The organism is Herbinix luporum, from assembly GCF_900070325.1.
Lineage (GTDB): Bacteria > Bacillota > Clostridia > Lachnospirales > Lachnospiraceae > Mobilitalea > Mobilitalea luporum.
The window spans coordinates 2080869-2096667 of the sequence record NZ_LN879430.1 but is presented as its reverse complement, the minus strand read 5'-3'; the positions used below and the strand labels follow the sequence as shown (position 1 = coordinate 2096667).

General features: G+C 34.8%; 12 protein-coding genes. 6 read left to right on the top strand and 6 right to left on the bottom strand.

Going from position 1 to position 15799, the window contains the following annotated elements:
• Positions 1-91: 91 nt before the first annotated feature.
• Genes SD1D_RS09680 through purF form a run of 3 tightly spaced genes read left to right on the top strand, consistent with a single transcriptional unit; the run spans position 92 to position 4944 of the window.
• On the top strand, positions 92-1126 hold the full coding sequence (locus SD1D_RS09680; protein WP_058258724.1) for an acyltransferase family protein: 1035 nt from the start codon (positions 92-94) through the stop codon (positions 1124-1126).
• Between the two features lie 16 nt (positions 1127-1142).
• Positions 1143-3479, top strand: a complete 2337-nt coding sequence (locus SD1D_RS09675) for a bifunctional glycosyltransferase/CDP-glycerol:glycerophosphate glycerophosphotransferase (RefSeq protein WP_058258723.1) — start codon at positions 1143-1145, stop codon at positions 3477-3479.
• A gap of 34 nt (positions 3480-3513) precedes the next feature.
• Entirely contained in the window at positions 3514-4944 is a 1431-nt protein-coding gene (gene purF / locus SD1D_RS09670) for an amidophosphoribosyltransferase (RefSeq protein ID WP_058258722.1), read from the top strand.
• 44 nt (positions 4945-4988) lie between these two features.
• Here purF and SD1D_RS09665 read toward each other — a convergent pair whose 3' ends face one another.
• Entirely contained in the window at positions 4989-5789 is an 801-nt protein-coding gene (locus tag SD1D_RS09665) for an ABC transporter permease subunit (RefSeq protein ID WP_058258721.1), read from the bottom strand.
• Between the two features lie 22 nt (positions 5790-5811).
• Complete coding sequence (locus tag SD1D_RS09660; protein WP_058258720.1) at positions 5812-6438, bottom strand: ATP-binding cassette domain-containing protein; 627 nt, start codon at positions 6436-6438, stop codon at positions 5812-5814.
• 264 nt (positions 6439-6702) lie between these two features.
• On the opposite strand from SD1D_RS09660, the gene SD1D_RS09655 reads away from it, so the two are divergent.
• The 3 genes from SD1D_RS09655 (at position 6703) to putP (ending at position 9899) form a co-directional block, all read left to right on the top strand.
• Positions 6703-7596 (top strand): LysR family transcriptional regulator, encoded by an 894-nt coding sequence (locus SD1D_RS09655; RefSeq protein ID WP_058258719.1) that lies wholly within the window; start codon positions 6703-6705, stop codon positions 7594-7596.
• 8 nt (positions 7597-7604) lie between these two features.
• Positions 7605-8138, top strand: a complete 534-nt coding sequence (locus tag SD1D_RS09650) for a dCTP deaminase/dUTPase family protein (RefSeq protein WP_058258718.1) — start codon at positions 7605-7607, stop codon at positions 8136-8138.
• A 198-nt stretch (positions 8139-8336) separates the two neighbouring features.
• Positions 8337-9899, top strand: coding sequence for a sodium/proline symporter PutP (gene putP, locus SD1D_RS09645; RefSeq protein ID WP_058258717.1), 1563 nt, complete (start codon positions 8337-8339; stop codon positions 9897-9899).
• Between the two features lie 91 nt (positions 9900-9990).
• Here the strand turns inward: putP and SD1D_RS09640 are convergent, their stop codons facing one another.
• The 4 genes from SD1D_RS09640 to SD1D_RS09625 form a co-directional block, all read right to left on the bottom strand.
• Positions 9991-10245 (bottom strand): DUF2164 domain-containing protein, encoded by a 255-nt coding sequence (locus SD1D_RS09640; protein ID WP_058258716.1) that lies wholly within the window; start codon positions 10243-10245, stop codon positions 9991-9993.
• Positions 10246-10325: 80 nt separating this feature from the next.
• Complete coding sequence (locus SD1D_RS09635; protein WP_058258715.1) at positions 10326-12164, bottom strand: ABC transporter ATP-binding protein; 1839 nt, start codon at positions 12162-12164, stop codon at positions 10326-10328.
• Positions 12157-14373, bottom strand: coding sequence for an ABC transporter ATP-binding protein (locus tag SD1D_RS09630; RefSeq protein ID WP_058258714.1), 2217 nt, complete (start codon positions 14371-14373; stop codon positions 12157-12159). Before SD1D_RS09630 ends, SD1D_RS09635 begins: the two co-directional genes overlap by 8 nt.
• A gap of 204 nt (positions 14374-14577) precedes the next feature.
• Entirely contained in the window at positions 14578-15708 is a 1131-nt protein-coding gene (locus SD1D_RS09625) for a pyridoxal phosphate-dependent aminotransferase (RefSeq protein ID WP_058258713.1), read from the bottom strand.
• Positions 15709-15799 lie beyond the last annotated feature (91 nt).

Here is a 15799-nt window from a genome sequence, read left to right as displayed (position 1 = left end):
CTAGTTTATTATTGCAACCTTGTCATATCTCTGCTAAAATCAAAAATGTTTATACTGTATTATGTAAATTCATATTCGGTGGAGGGATTAAATGGAAGCTAGACATATGAAAGAAGCCGTGAATCAACAGGAGAAAAGCCGTGATTATTTATTTGATAATATGAGAGGAGTGCTGATTTTCTTAGTTGTATTCGGACACATGCTGACATCGATGAAAGACCAGTATTCAGCTATTAAAATCATCTATGTTTTTATTTACTTCTTTCATATGCCGGCTTTAACTTTTATATCAGGATATTTTTCTAAAAACCCTGACAAAGCCAGAACTCAAGCATTTAAAACCATACTTTTGCCATATCTGATACTAAATCTATCTACTTACCTTTTTAAAATGTTAATACTTAAGGAACAGTATTTTGGATTTAGGTTCTTTAGACCGACATGGGGATTATGGTATTTATTTGCATTGTTTTTATGGAAATTTTTCTTAAAGGATTTAATTTCTATAAAATATGTTCTACCTTTTAGTTTCGTATTTGGTGTTCTTAGCGGATTTTCAAAGGAGTTTGCTTCTTATATGGCTCTTGGAAGAACCTTTGCTTTTCTTCCCTTTTTCTTATTGGGCTATTATTGTAGCAAGGAGCATATTGAAAAAATCAGACGTATTCCAAAGATTATAAGTTTGCTTATTTTTATAGTTGTAGGAATTTGCTCAGTATGTATAATTAAGTATGATATATTTCAGGTGAAAAATTTATTTTTAAAGTTACCATATCCTGAAGAAGCAGATGTAGAGCATATGTTTTATCGAATATTTATATATGTTATAGCTTTACTTATGATAGGTGCACTGATTAACATAACTAGTGATAACAAGAGCTTTATATCAAAGATTGGTTTAAATACAATGACAGTATACATTTTTCATCTGTTTATAGTACCAATACTGGAAAAATTTGAGATATTAAATGATAAGCCCTATCTATATATGGCCTATGCAGTTGTAATATCTATAATTATAACTTACTTGTTTTCACGGCCCAAAGTCAGTAAGTATTATAATAAAGTAATAAATGGCGTCATCGGCCTTATTATAACAAAAGAAAAACAGATTAAAAAAACTTAGAAAGAATGGTGTAGACATGAAGTTAAGTATCATCATACCGTTTCACAGAGGAACGCATTTTTTAGAGGATTGTTTAGCAAGTATTAAAGACCAGGGAATTTCTGATTTTGAGACGGTTCTGGTACTGGATAATATCACAGAAGATATAAGCCAGATTATAAAGGAATATGAGGAGCTAAATATAAAAATAGTAAAGCTTAATGGGGGAGGTATCAAGGACCGAAATTTCGGAAAGGTAGAGAATGCAAAGTTTCTAAAAGGCTATAGCGGTGTTGCTGCAGCCAGAAATGCCGGAATTAAAGCGGCAGAAGGTGAATATATATATTTTCTAGATAGTGATGATTATATTTTAGAGGGTAGCCTGACATATTTATTAAATGCAGTAGAGAAAGAGCAGGCAGATTGTGCTTATGGTAAAAAATCCTATACATGGTTTAAAAGAAAGGTTTATCTTGCTTCCCTTAAGAAAGAAGAAGATGAGGAAGAGAATTCTGAAAACAGTGAATTTGAATCTGAAGATAATGGAAGCCAGTTAAATAAAAAAGAGATTAGAATTGAAGAAGAACTTATGGCTGCCTTTTCTGGTATGGAAGAAGAAAGATTAAGGAATATGTCCAGGGCATATTATAATTTGCTGACATCTAGAAAAGGTTTATTAGGTGTATCTGTAACCGGTCTTTTAGTAAATCGTCACTTTATTAATCAGCATAATATTTCTTTTAATGAGAAATATTTATTTTATTCTGATTTAGGCTTTATGGTACAAGTTCTGAAACTGGCAAGATTTTGCCATAAGGTAGAAGAAGCTGTATATGTAAAAAGAAATCATAACGACCCCGTACATTTTCCTGCATTAAAGCAACTAAAGACAGAAGTTAGCTTTTACGAGTATATGGAAAGCTATCAAGAGGCAAGGAATTTGGCAGGGGATAACCAAGTCTTACGAAATTATATAGATAAAAAATTCATTACTTCCTTTACTAAGACCTATGCCAGAAATATAGCAAGAAATAGTAATAAGATATGGAGGACCGAGAGATTTCAAATTTTAATGAATGCTATGAAAAAGCTAGACCCCTCCATAATAAATAAGCTTAAAGGTTATAAAAGAAGAATTGTAAAAGCATTACTATCGGGCAATGTGAAAAAATTGGTGCTTTATGTGAATTTGCATCTAGGGTATAATAAGGCAAGAAAAATCAGAAAGAAGTGGCGGGTATTATCATATTATCTTTACCAGCATTATTTTATTAAATTACCTGTTAAGGATGATTGGGTAATATGTGAAAGCTTTTTCGGCAAAAGCTATTCAGACAGCCCCAAATATATATATGAATATCTATGTAAAAATTATCCCGGTAAATATCGATTTATTTGGGTAATTAATAAGGATATTGATATTCCCTATAATCCCATAAAGGTTAAGAGATTTAGCATACGTTATTCTTATTACCTGGCAAGGTGTAAGTATAATATATTTAACGTCCGTCAGCCGGAATGGGTTAAAAAAAGAGAAGGGAATGTCTTTTTGCAGACCTGGCATGGTACACCTTTAAAGAAACTGGTTTTTGACCAAGAGGAGGTTATGGCAGCTTCACCTTTATATAAGGCACAGTTTTACAAACAATCAAGGTTGTGGGATTATCTAATCTCCGCAAATCATTTTTCAACCAAAGCATTTAGAAGTGCTTTTTTATATGAAAAAGAAATTATAGAATATGGCTATCCAAGAAATGATTTGATGTATCATCCTGACAGGGAGGAAATAGCTGCAGATATAAAAAGAAAATTAAATATTCCTGAAGGTAAAAAGATAATCCTTTATGCTCCCACTTGGAGGGATGATGAGTATTATGGCAGAGGTGAATATAAATTTTCCTTAAAGCTAAATCTTGGATTATTAAAGAAAGAACTGGGTGATGATCATATTGTACTGCTTCGTACCCATTACTTTATAGCTGATCATCTGGACACTATAGGAGTAGAAGATTTTGCCATTAATGTAAGTAAATATGATGATATTACTGAGTTGTATCTCATATCTGATATTTTGATAACTGATTATTCCTCAGTATTCTTTGATTATGCTAATCTAAGACGGCCTATTTTGTTTTACACTTATGATTTGGATAAGTATAGGGATATGCTTCGAGGCTTCTATTTGGACATAGAAAAGGATGTACCGGGACCTTTGTTATTTACTGATGAGGAAGTTGTAGCTGCAATTAAAAATATAGATAATATTATTGTAGAATACAAAGATAAGTATGATGATTTTTATGAAAAATATTGCAGTCTGGAGACAGGACATGCAGCAGAGATGGTAGCAAAGAGAGTTTTTGAATTGGAATAGTATTTTCCGTATAATTAGAAAGGATGAATGGCTCATGAATAAAGAAAACAGTTATATTACTGATGAGATACATGAGGAATGTGGAGTTTTAGGGGTATATGATTTGGACGGGAATGATGTCCTATCCACCTTATACTATGGACTCTTCGCCCTGCAACACCGGGGACAGGAAAGCTGTGGAATAGCTGTCAGTGATACCAATGGGCCTAAAGGAAAAGTATTGTCCTGTAAAGGGATGGGGCTTATTAGTGAGGTATGTACCGATGAGAGCTTGGAGAATTTAAAAGGCAATATAGGTGTAGGACATGTTCGTTATTCGGGAGCCGGAGAAAATAGCATCCATAATACCCAGCCTTTAGTATTAAACTATATTAAGGGTACCTTGTGTATTGCCCAAAACGGCAGCATTATTAATACGGAAGAGCTTAGGGAAGAACTAGAATATACCGGTGCTATTTTTCAGACTACAATCGATACAGAGGTTATAGCTTATCATATAGCTAGGGAAAGATTAACTTCTAAGACGGTTGAAGAGGCTGTTACTAAAGCTATGAAAAAGTTAGTGGGAGCCTACTCATTAGTTATTATGAGCCCAAGAAAGCTAATAGGAGCCAGGGATCCCTTTGGATTTCATCCTTTATGTATAGGAAGAAAGGGAAGTTCATATATACTAGCTTCCGAAACAGCTGCATTAAATGCTGTGGATGCTGAGTTTGTCAGGGATGTACTTCCCGGAGAAGTTGTAATGATTAATAAAGACGGAATTTACTCAGACACCTCTCTTTGTACCAATAACCATGCAAGATGTATTTTCGAATATATTTACTTTGCCCGCCCCGACAGCCATATTGACGGTGTCAGCGTGTATAATTCAAGAATAATGGCAGGAAGAATTCTAGCACAGACTAATCCTGTAGAAGCTGATGTTGTGGTAGGGGTGCCAGATTCGGGAAATGCAGCGGCACTAGGCTATGCCTTAGAGTCGGGAATACCTTTTGGTATGGCCTTTGTTAAGAATAGTTATGTTGGAAGAACCTTTATAAAGCCAAAGCAGGCAGCCCGTACCTCAAGTGTCAGGATTAAATTAAATGTCTTACCTGAGGTAGTAGAAGGCAAACGGGTTGTAATGATTGACGACTCAATTGTAAGAGGAACTACTTGCGCAAAGATTGTTAAGATGTTAAAAAAGGCAGGAGCAACCGAGGTTCATGTAAGAATTAGTTCCCCTCCTTTTTTATATCCTTGTTATTATGGTACAGATGTACCAACAGGGGATCAGCTTATTGCCAGAAATAACACCATTGATCAAATCCGCCAGATGATTGGGGCAGATTCCTTAGGTTATCTTGCTTTGGATAGGTTAAATGATATTATAGGGAAGGGTATGGGCTATTGTGATGCCTGCTTTACCGGAAACTATCCTACTAAATTACCCAAATGTGTTAGCAAAGAAGAAAAGAAATAAGAATTATAAAACCGCACAGGCTTAGGCCATGTGCGGTTTGTGATTTATAAAGGCAAGTCTCTTTTGTCAAAGACATATATTCCTATGGTGTACATAAGAACTGCAATAATTATAAGAGTAATAAATTGAAGAATACAGCTATCACCACTAATTATTTTACTTGGATCATATAAGGTAAAGAGGGTGAAATATTTTAAAAAGCTGGTTTTTTCCCCTATATCCGATATCATTTGAATAACTAAAAAGGCAACAGGAATACCGGCCCCTATCATAAGAGAGTTTTTGGTATCATTAAAGAGACAAGATGCAAAGAAGCCTATACCGGTTATTGAATAGTATAGTAGTAATGCCCCTAAGTTTAATAATAAAAACCCTGGAACATCCAATTTTCCTGGAAACATAATATTACTAAGTATTATTCCCACTAAAGTTACTATGCCAATCATAATGCTTGTGCTAACTATTATAAAGAGAGCTTGAGTCCTGGCTATTGTTGTTCTTTTATTAGCTGTTGATAAAAGATATGCCATTGAACCTTTATCTACATGGGAAGCAATACTTCTATTACATATTATTATGGTATAAATCATAGGAAGTAGAAGAATAAGAAGACCATAAAAATAACTTGATATAAAATCCAGAAGACTTGTTCCTAAATTATTAAATCCCATGGCTGATATTAATCCCTGGGGTAATAAATTTAAAACTTCCTCTAAAGAATCCTGTGTGGCCGGATCATACATTGCTATTATAATAGGCAGATAAAGCATAAGTACTGCAAGGATTATTAAAAAAATCATGAAATTTTGCTTAATTGTAGCTTTTAACAAAGGTTTACTAATCATTTATTCTCTCCCTTCCTATTTCTTAATCAGACTTTTGACTAATATTTAAATCACCATAATAATGCATAAAAATATCCTCAAGGCTACTTTTTTCAGTATCAAGGTCTAATACTTTATATTTATCTAATGCTTTAATAAGTTCAGTTACATTACCTAAGATACCTAATTTAACGGTCTTGTCATTTGCTTCTATAATATCAAAGGGACTATTATTTATAAAATCTGTGGCAGATGAAGCATCTTCAAAGGTAAGAATAAATATTTTTCTTATTCTTCCCTTAGTATCTAACTGAAACATATCCACCAGTCTATCACGTAGACTAGTGTCTTTAAGTCCTTTCATTTCTCCCATAAAATTTAGAAATTCCATACCCTTCATTCCGTCAAAAAATGCTATCTCACCGGGCAGATAACCAAGATTCTTCATGATTTCAGCACTTTTTAAGCGGCAATCCATACCTAAAATCTGAGAGCCTCCTTTATCGGGTTTAAGAAAACCTAGAAGATGCCTAATTGTAGTTGTCTTGCCGGCTCCATTAGGCCCTAGATATCCAAAGATTTCCCCTTCCTCTATATTGAAAGTCAAGTCGAAAATACCCTTTTGGTTGCCATAATCTTTAGTTAATCCTGTGATTTTAATTATGGACATAAATTTCTCCTTTCTAGAGCTTATAAAAATTTTATAATCCCAAGCAAAATAATTGAAATTTCAAATAAAATATTGTATCTTCTTTAAGGTTATGGTTATTGATATTCTTTGTCAATACAGTCCCAGGTTTTCTTATACAATTTTAATTTTAACCTATACTTATAAATAGTTTTTAAAATTTATAAGTGTTTGTCTATTATGTATTTAAGACTTATGATATACTGTTAAGGTATGGATAAAGGTACTCCATTAAGGAGAAATTATATGATTAATAATATGGAATATTATAAAATTTTTTATTATGTGGCAAAGGTAGGTAGCTTTACTAAAGCAGGGGAAGAACTTTGTATTTCTCAGCCGGCAGTAAGCCAATCCATTAAACTTTTGGAAGAAAGTTTAGGCAGCAGCCTATTTATTAGGGTGCCAAAAGGGGTTAAGCTGACTCCGGAGGGAGAGATGTTATTTTCCTATGTAAAAAGGGGCTATGAATATATACGTTTAGGGGAAGAAAAGTTTAAGAAAATGCTGGACCTAGAGCATGGGGAAATAAGAATCGGAGCCAGTGATATGACTCTGGAGTTCTATCTTCTTCCCTATCTGGAAGCTTTCCATGAAAAGTATCCGGGTATAAAGGTAGTAGTAACCAATGCTCCTACACCCAACACCCTTACTCTCTTATATGAGGGAAAAATCGATTTTGGTGTAATCAGTGAGCCGTTCCAAACAAAATCAGGAATCCATTATAAAAGGGTTAAAAAGATTAGAGATATTTTTGTGGCCGGTAACAAGTTTAGCCATTTACAGGATAAAATACTGGAATATAAGGAACTAGAAAAGCTTCCTATTATTAGTTTAGAAGATAATACCAGTACAAGAAGATATGTAAATCAATATTTACAGGCTAATCAAATTGTTCTAAATCCTGAATTTGAATTAGCCACCAGCGATATGATTGTAAAGTTTGCCATAAGAAATCTGGGAGTGGGATGCGTAGTAGAAGATTTTGCAAGTGAAGGTATTAGAGAAGGCAAACTCTTTAAGCTACAATTTAAGGACGAAATACCTGAAAGGCATATATGTATTGTTACAAGCAATCAAGGCCCTATATCCAATGCCGCAAAGAGACTTTTAGGAACATTAAAGGCAAAAGATGAATAGGAGGAAATATGAAAAGAATTGCACAATTTGAAAAAGTAAGCAGGGAAAGATTTATAGAAGATTGGTTAGATACTTTTATGGATGATGAGCAATCGAAGGAGGATTTAATTAAGTGGGCAGAAAGCATATATGATAAGATTAAGTTGCCAAAAAGGGCCACACAAGGCTCCGCCGGTTATGATTTTTTTAGTCCCTTAACATTTACACTTAAGCCCGGGGAGACAATTAAGATACCCACCGGCATCCGGGTTAAGATAGAAGAGGGCTGGGTATTAAAATGCTACCCTAGAAGCGGTCTGGGCTTTAAATACCGCCTTCAACTAAATAATACTGTCGGTATAATAGACAGTGATTATTATGGCTCAGATAATGAAGGGCATATATTTAGTAAGCTGACAAATGACAGTAAAGAGGGAAAAGTTATGACCGTTGAAGAAGGTATCGGTTTTATGCAGGGAATCTTCGTGGAGTACGGAATTACCATTGATGATGATGCCGACAGAATAAGAAACGGAGGCTTTGGAAGCACCACAATAAAGTAAAGTAATTAAAAACAGTGTGTATGGGGTCTAACATCAGTGTACACCGGTGTTAGGCACCTTTTATGTGTCGGTTACTTTTGTATGGTAGCGTATTATCACTTTAAATTTATGCTATACAAATAAAAAAACCTGTATTATAATAGATTCAAAATTTGTCGCAAGATAGAGTAAAATAATACATCATGAAGGGAGAAAAAAATGGGAGCAGATAAAGTGCAATATATTATTGCAATGACAGTATATATCGGAGCAGTAATTGCTATCGGTTTTAATTATGCTAAAAGAGCAAGCGAAAGTACAGACAACTATTTAATTGGGGGAAGGTCTTTAGGACCATGGGTAACTGCCATGGCTGCAGAAGCCTCTGATATGAGTGGGTGGCTTTTGATGGGCTTACCGGGAGTAGCATATTGGTGTGGACTTGGAGAAGCATTTTGGACTGCCATAGGCCTTTTTATAGGTACATATTTAAACTGGCTTATTGTGGCAAAGAGACTGAGGACTTATTCTCATGTGGCCGGAGATGCCATTACCATTCCTGATTTTCTAAGCAATCGTTTTAAGGAAAACAAAAAAATAATACTGACTATTGCAGCCTTATTTATTTTGGTCTTTTTTAGCGTATATGCAGCCAGCTGCTTTGTAACTGTAGGAAAACTATTTAGTACCTTGTTTAATACAAATTATAAATTAATGATGGTTTTAGGTGCTTTATTCGTTGTACTTTATACCTTTATAGGAGGCTTTCTTGCAGAGAGCGCATCTGATTTTATGCAAGGAATTGTTATGTTTATTGCACTGTCTTTAGTACTTATCGTAGGTGTTACTAAGGCAGGGGGAATATCGGAGGTATTTGAAAATGCAAAACAAATCCCCGGATTTCTTGACTTTTTTGGAGTAGCCCAGCCCCAAGTTCTTGATGGGATACAGCAGGTATCTGAGGCAGGTAATCCTTTATTTGAAGCTGCCACAAAGTATGGTCCATTGGTTATTATATCTACATTATCCTGGGGACTTGGATACTTTGGAATGCCACATGTGCTACTAAAATTTATGGCAATTGAGAATCCTAATGATCTTAAAACATCCAGAAGGATAGCTATTATATGGTGTGGAGTTTCCTTATTTGCGGCAGTATTTATCGGAATTATAGGAAGGGTTCTCTATCCTAATGCTTTACTTACTAAGAGCAGTTCTGAAGGAATATTCGTATTAATGTCCAGCAATTTCTTCTTACCCCTTATTGCCGGAATTATTATGGCGGGAATTTTAGCTGCTACCATAAGCTCTTCGGATTCTTATCTTTTAATAGCGGCATCGGCTTTTTCTAAGAATATCTATCATGGTATTATAAAAAAGGATGCTTCAGATAAACAGGTGCTATATATGTCAAGAGTAACTCTTATTCTCATATCTATTATAGCCATGATTATAGCTATGGATGAGAATAGCGTCATCTTTACTGTTGTATCCTTTGCCTGGGCCGGATTTGGTGCCACTTTTGGCCCTATTATCTTATTCTCCCTATTTTGGAAGAGGGTGACAAGGGCAGGGGCTATAGCCGGTATGTTAAGCGGAGGTGTGACGGTATTTGTATGGAATTTGCTGATTAGACCCCTTGGAGGATATTTTGACATTTATGAGTTATTCCCTGCTTTTGTGATTTCTTGCTTGGTGATAGTAATTGTGTCTTTATGTACTTTGCCACCTTCACAAGAAATACAGGAAGAGTTTGAACAGGTTAAGAATTATAAATACTAGATTAGTAAATATAAAATAAAATAAATGCCAGATTGAATTTATATAAATTTTCAATCTGGCATAATATTTTTTGGTTTAAGTATATAAATTACTACTTATAAAGGGCGTAATAATCAGCTTCATTTTCTTCCATTCTTTTACTAAGCCAAAGCTTTGCATCGTCTAAGGCTCTATTATATATAGTTACACCTAGTGTATCCATAAAGAAATCCAAGATACTTTCAGATCCGATAATGCCAAGCTTCTCATCCCGTTCTGTTTCAAAATAATAAATAATTTCCTCTAGGAGCTGCTTTTTTTCTTCATCAGTAAGGGTAATGTTAACACGGCGGTAGTTGTTTTTCATTTGAAATCCTCCTAAGATCAATCATATACTGTTTCAAGCATATCAAAGATAAGTTTTTATGGCAAGAAAAGAAGGTTTCTTTAAGCAATTTGTTCAAATTGTGAGTTATAAAGTTTAGCATAGAAACCGCCTTTGGCAAGCAGTTCCTCATGATTACCCTGTTCTATAATATCTCCGTCTTTCATAACAAGAATTATATCAGCATCCCTTATGGTTGATAATCTATGGGCTATGATAAAGCTGGTTCTTCCTTTCATTAGGTTATCCATGGCCTTTTGAATTAGGATTTCTGTTCTGGTATCAACGGAGCTGGTGGCTTCATCTAAAATCAAGATTTTTGGATCTGCTAAGATGGCTCTGGCAATTGTAAGTAGCTGTTTTTGCCCCTGGGATATATTTGTACTTTCTTCGTTAAGGACCATATTATATCCATCCGGTAAAGTCATAATAAAATGATGAACATGGGCAGCCTTAGCAGCTTTTATTACCTCTTCATCTGTAGCATCAAGTTTGCTGTATCTGATATTATCCATTATAGTACCGTTATAAAGCCAAGTATCCTGTAAAACCATACCGAACATTCGTCTTAACTGACTTCTTTCAAAATCTTTAATATTATGGCCGTCAATAAGTATATCACCGCTATTAATATCATAGAAACGCATAAGTAGTTTAACTATTGTAGTTTTTCCTGCTCCGGTAGGACCTACGATGGCTACTTTTTGACCATCATATATTTTTGCATTAAAGTCATGTATGATAGTTTTGTCACTGTTATATCCGAAGTTTACATGCTTAAATTCAATATTGCCCTTAAGACCTTCTATGGAAAGAGGAGTATCAGTATCAGCTACTTCCTCAGCAGCTTCTAAAAATTCAAATACCCTTTCTGAGGCTGCTGCCGTTGACTGGAACATATTGGCCACCTGTGCCAGTTGAGTAATCGGATGAGTAAAATTTCTTATATATTGGAAGAAAGTTTGAATTTGACCTATTTGTATCCGTCCGTTTATTGTAAGATAACCACCAAGAATGGCAACACCTACATAACCTAGATTACCTACAAACTGCATAATAGGGTGCATAAGTCCCGATAAAAACTGAGACTTCCAGGCAGATTCATAAAGGGTTTCATTCTTCTTGCCAAAATCTTTTATAAAGTCTTCTTCCTTATTAAAAGCCTTAACTATATTGTGACCCCCATATACCTCTTCCACTAAACCGTTAACATGACCTAAATATTCTTGCTGCTTTTGGAAATGCTTCTGAGATTTCTTAACAACTGCTCCCATAATTCCCAAGGATATGGGGATTGTAAGCAGTGCAAGGAGAGTCATGGGGACACTTATTCTAATCATCATTATAAAGATACCTACAATGCTTACTACTGAAGTTATCAGCTGGGTAAGACTCTGATTTAAGCTTTGGCTTAAGGTATCTACATCATTAGTTACCCTAGAAAGTATTTCACCGTGAGTCATAGAATCAAAATATCCCATAGGCATACGATGGATTTTTTCAGAAATACTCTTTCTAAATTTATAAGATACCCTTTGAGCTATTTCAGTTGTAATCCATCCTTGAATAAATGAAAACAAGGAGGAAATACCATAAAGGCCTATTAGTAGAAGTAGTATTTTTCCTAAGGCATTAAAGTTAATTCCTTTTCCACCACTGATTTTATCTATAAAGCCATTTACGATTTCAGTAATTGCATCACCTAGGATTGTAGGTCCTATGATGGAAAATATGGTGCTGCCGATGGCAAATAAAAAGACTATTAACAATGCCCATTTATAGCCGGCTAGATATGCTAAGAGCTTTTTCATGGTTCCCTTAAAATCCTTAGCTTTTTCCACAGGAGCTCCCATACCATGACGGGGGCCACCCATTTTAGGTTTTTTATCATTTTTATTCATAAGCCAACTCCTCCTTTGACAACTGGGAAGATGCTATCTGACGATAAACTTCACAATCTTTTAGTAATTCTTTATGGGTTCCTTTACCGACAATTTTTCCGTTGTCCAGTACTAGGATTTGATCTGCATTAACTATTGTGCTTATTCTTTGGGCAACTATAATAACTGTACTGTGGGACAATTCCTTTTTTAAAGCCTTTCGAAGTTCACTATCGGTTTTATAATCTAGGGCTGAGAAACTATCGTCAAAAATATAAATTTCGGGATTTTTTGCGATAGCCCTGGCTATAGATAATCTCTGCTTCTGCCCACCGGAGACATTGCTACCTCCCTGGGCAATGGGCTCCTTATATCCTTCAGGCTTTTCTTCTATAAATTCTGCCGCTTGGGCAATTCTTGCAGCTTTTTTTATAGTTTCAGTGGAGGCTTCTGACATGCCAAAGCTAATATTTGATTCAATAGTTCCTGAAAATAATACGCCCTTTTGGGGAACATAGCCTAAACGTTTTCTAAGGTTATACTGGGAGATATTGCGGATATCTGTCCCATTAATTAGTATTTCACCTTCTGTTACATCGTAGAATCTGGGAATAAGATTTACTAATGTACTTTTACCGCTACCAGTACTGCCTATGATTGCAGTAACCTCACCTGGCTTTGCAATAAAGCTGATGTCTGACAGTACATCTTCTTCGGCATTGGGATAACTAAATGATACATTTCTAAATTCAAGAAGTCCATTTTTGTTAGGATCTATAGTTTCTTCCTCTGCAGGATCATGAATTGTGGGTTCTTCTTTAAGAACTTCATTAATTCGGCCTACAGATATGGCCGCTCTCGGAAGGATTATAGAAATCATGGTCATCATTAAAAAGGACATAATAATCTGCATGGTATATTGGATAAATGCCATAATATCTCCCACCTGCATGGTTCCTGTGTTAATTCTGTCTGCACCTACCCATACAATAAGGATTGCAACTAAATTCATAATAAGCATAAGAGCAGGCATCATAAAGGTCATTACACGGCCAACAAATAGGCTGTTTTTAGTAAGAGCTGTGTTGACCTTATCAAATCGTTCTTTCTCATGGTTTTCATTACTAAAGGCCCTTATAACCGGTAGACCACAAAGAATCTCCCTCATAACAAGATTAACTTTATCCACCAGTTTTTGCATAAGTTTAAATTTTGGTAGTGCCACAACCATAAGTATTATAACCAGGGAAAGTACTGCACCTACCCCTACACCCAAAGTCCAAGTCATGGTTGTATTGGTATTTAATATTCTTATAATACCCCCAAGTGCCAATATGGGAGAGTAGATTACAATACGGACCATCATAACAACCATCATTTGAATTTGCTGAATATCATTGGTGCTCCTGGTAATTAAAGAGGCTGTAGAGAAGCGATCCATCTGGGCATTTGAAAATGAAAGAACTTTACAAAATACATCATTTCTAAGATCACGACCAAGTTTGGCAGCAATTCTAGCAGCTACAAAGGTAACTAAGATGGAGGCAGCCATGGCAGCAAAGGCAAGTCCAAGCATTTTAGCTCCTACTGTAAGAATATAACGGGTCTGTAACTTGCCTATATTTATACCGATGGCTTCATATTCTGCCCTAACATAAGCCACTGTGGCTTGAGATTTTAAGGTGTCGGGCATAAGTTTAATTTGTTCCTTTATTGGCTTTAGCATTTCTTCCCTAGCTTCTTCAGGGAGATTATTTAATATGGTGTATATATCCCCATCTTTTGTGTTAATATCATGAAACATATTTGCTTTAGATGGGTTAAGTTCTAAAGTAGATATAATAAGTAGGGGGTCGGCAATTAAACTACTTATTAAAGTCTCATCTTCACCATCCCAAATATATAAGTCTTCATCATCTAACAAGGGATATTTTTTAAGATAAGTAGCCCATTCATCTTGATTAAGGTTCTCTTTATTAATCAGACTATAATGGGATAGAAGCTTGTCTTTGTCATTCTGATTCAAAAATAATAGAGATTTTTCCAACTGGCTAGCTCTTATTACCTCAGGGACTGAGCTTTCTATACCGGCCTGCAAGATACCAATATTTACAATATTGGAGGTATAGGATGGTAATGATAAGTCACAAAAGGCTTGAATTAGTAAGAGAATAATAACAAAGAGGATTGCAAGGGCTGATTTTTTTAGATTTCTTAATATGGTCAGCATAGAGGTTTTCCTTTCTTATATGATATAAATAGTAAAAATTTATCTAAAATGTGTACTTAGGGTTACTGATACTTCCCATATAATTATGAAAGAATCAGTAACCCTTTAATTTATTCTTGTAACAGTATTTTCTGATTTCATGATTATAATTGATTAATATATATACATCAATAGTATTTATAATAATTTAACAAACATTTTATATTATATTAAAGAGCCAAGTAAAATTTCAAGCAGGGCATCATTATGCTTAGGAGCTTTGAAGCAGAAACGGACAAATTTACTATCCAAAAAAGGAAAGGTAGAACAATCTCTTATCATATATCCCTTGCTTATAGCTTTTTCAAATAAATCCTTAGATGTAACATCCTCTTTTAAAATCTTTAATAGAACAAAGTTGGCTGTAGGTGTAAAGGTTTTAATATTAGGACAGCTTAGAAGAATCTTACAAACTCTTTCTCTTTCTTTAGAAATCAGCTGTTTTGTTTTTTCTATATATTCTGTATCGGTAAACATAATTTCACCTGCTATGGCAGCCAGGGAATTAATTGTCCAAGGATTCTTTCGTTTATTTATTTCATTAAGTAAGTCACTGTTACTACAGATTGCATAACCAAGACGGAGTCCCGGGGCAGCAAAGAATTTTGAAATTCCTCTAAGGATAATTATATTATTATAGGACTTAGCTAAGGAAATACTGGTAATTTCCTGAAAATCTTCGGTAAATTCTACATAAGTCTCATCTACCATGACGAAGATATCTTTTTGCTTACATATATCAAGGATTTTAACCATATCAGTTCTTGTTATAGCTGAGGAGGTGGGATTATTGGGGTTGCAAATTACAAGCAGGCCTATATTATCTTTCAGCTCTTTTTCCAAATCCTTAATATCAAGCCTAAAATCATTTTCCTCCTTGAGCCTATAATAATGACAAGATCCGCCACCTAGAAAAATCTCCCTCTCATATTCAGAATAAGTAGGCCCTATAATTAATGCCCCTTTAGGATTTTTAATCTGAATAAAGAGAGAAATAAGCTCAGTAGCTCCGTTTCCCACAATAATATCTTCAATATTAGCAGTTGTATATTTAGCAATGGCATTTCTTAAAGATGTGTATTCCCTTTCCGGATAAGTCATAATGGCCTCTATCCTGTCGGACAGGGTTTCTTTAAGTTTAGGTGATATACCCAAGGGATTAACATTATCTGCAAAGCTTACTATATTTTCTTTCTTTATTCCATAGACCTTTTCTATTATTTCCAAATCACTTCCGTGGAAGTGATTTTGAGCACTTCCGTGGAAGTGATTTTGAGCACTGTTTTCTCTTTTCATAGCTTCCTCCTTAGGACTAGATTTTTTTTCCTTAATAGATTATAATTATTGTAATATAGATGATTTATATACTTAGTCTTATTGTACATTT